The sequence below is a fragment of the Litorimonas sp. genome, from assembly GCA_029936425.1.
Taxonomy (GTDB): Bacteria; Pseudomonadota; Alphaproteobacteria; order Caulobacterales; family Maricaulaceae; genus Litorimonas.
Map to the genome: position 1 here is coordinate 1 of JAPYSU010000108.1, position 1,469 is coordinate 1,469.

At 45.2% G+C, this 1,469-nt stretch carries 2 protein-coding genes; both read right to left on the minus strand.

What is annotated here, in order from left to right:
- Nucleotides 1-222, minus strand: a 222-nt coding sequence (locus tag ACN0IC_RS15405; RefSeq protein WP_416879635.1) for a hypothetical protein, incomplete at its 3' end; no start/stop codon positions are given.
- Nucleotides 223-472: 250 nt separating this feature from the next.
- On the minus strand, nt 473-1,390 hold the full coding sequence (locus tag ACN0IC_RS15410) for a restriction endonuclease (RefSeq protein ID WP_416879636.1): 918 nt from the start codon (nt 1,388-1,390) through the stop codon (nt 473-475).
- Nucleotides 1,391-1,469: the final 79 nt, after the last annotated feature.

Here is a 1,469-nt window from a genome sequence, read left to right on the forward strand (position 1 = left end):
TAAGTAGCTAGGGTTATCTTCATCAAACTGCAGGAATGCTTTCTTTAATAATCCAGATCCTGAAAACTCTTTGCCGTCCAATTCAAATACTTGCGAAAGTAAGATGCCTGCATCGTCATTTGGTGCTGACCACTGATCGGCAGATGCAAGCTTGCTGGAGAGCGAAACTGAAGCGACCGATAGCAGCACCACGGCAAATAACCTCATTATAAAATTCATCATAGTTTATTGTTCCTATTGCTTAATTTAGTCATGTCGAGTGTCTTAATTCACTGGCGAGGTCAAGTGCCTCAACCAGACTTGACAATGCCTTGGTAGGGAATTGCCCCCGATGTGAATGCTATTCTTAAATCACTTCTTAGCCTGTGATTGATTAGGATGAAATGGTTCTTTTAATCATTGGGTCGCTGTGAGTGTTCACGTTAGGTCAGAATGACCACCGAGGGCCATTAGTATCGCCCTTTATTGGATCTCAATCTGTGGAATCGTCAAAATACGTTTCGTCAATCTGTTTGATATGAAGAATGTCCTTATCTCGACATCCGATGTTGTATTTAATCATGAGTTTGGTAAGCTGAGGGCCGTCAATAAGTACGATCCTTGAGCCTAAATCACGTGCTGTTTGAGCCGCCGAACTGGTGAAATGAGAAGTGGTAACGAATATCCCCTTGGTAGCCTTCTTGATGTTCAAAGCACCGTAGAAATCTCTAATTTCGGCAGGACCAACGCTGTTGCCCGCGCCATAACGTTTAGCCTGAAGATAGATTTGATCCACGCCCAACGGGTCCTGATCAATGACACCGTCAACGCCCCCATCTCCAGATTGCCCAAGCGCTCTTCCCGCATCTTGCGACGTTCCCCCATAGCCCATGGAAATAAGTAGGTCGATTATCAGAACCTCGAAGAATGCAGGAGAGGTTGAGCGTACAAAGTCTAGCAGGTTCGCTGCCAATGCATCTTCTAGTTTTCGGTGAGCGGTTTGAAGTGCTTCATCGGGTGTAATTGAAGCTGGTTCCTCGCTGACTACAGATCCGATAATTTCGCTTTCCTTTGTACGGGAACGAAACTCTTGAAACTCATCGAACTGTTCAAGGTATTTAGAGTTTAGCTCTATGTTGTTATCAGCAAGGATGGCGCGTCCACGGTCTGTGATTTCATACCAGCCGCGCTTTATGTTTCGGACCAAGCCAGCCTGTTTCATATAGGATCGAGACCAGTGTATGCGGTTTGCTATGGTGGTCTGTTTGCCGCTAGGCAACATTTGCTCTCGCTCTTCAGGCGTTAACTCAAGTTTTTCGGATATCTCTTCCACTACATCAGAGATTTTCCTTGGCCCTGCCGCCGCGCATTCCAAGACAGGCCTCATCAAAGATTGATAGTCTGGTATCATTCGTCATTGGCCTCGTAGTTATTTTTTTTTTCCAAAGTATCGACATAATTCTGAAAGACAAGATAACAGGACCTACAAC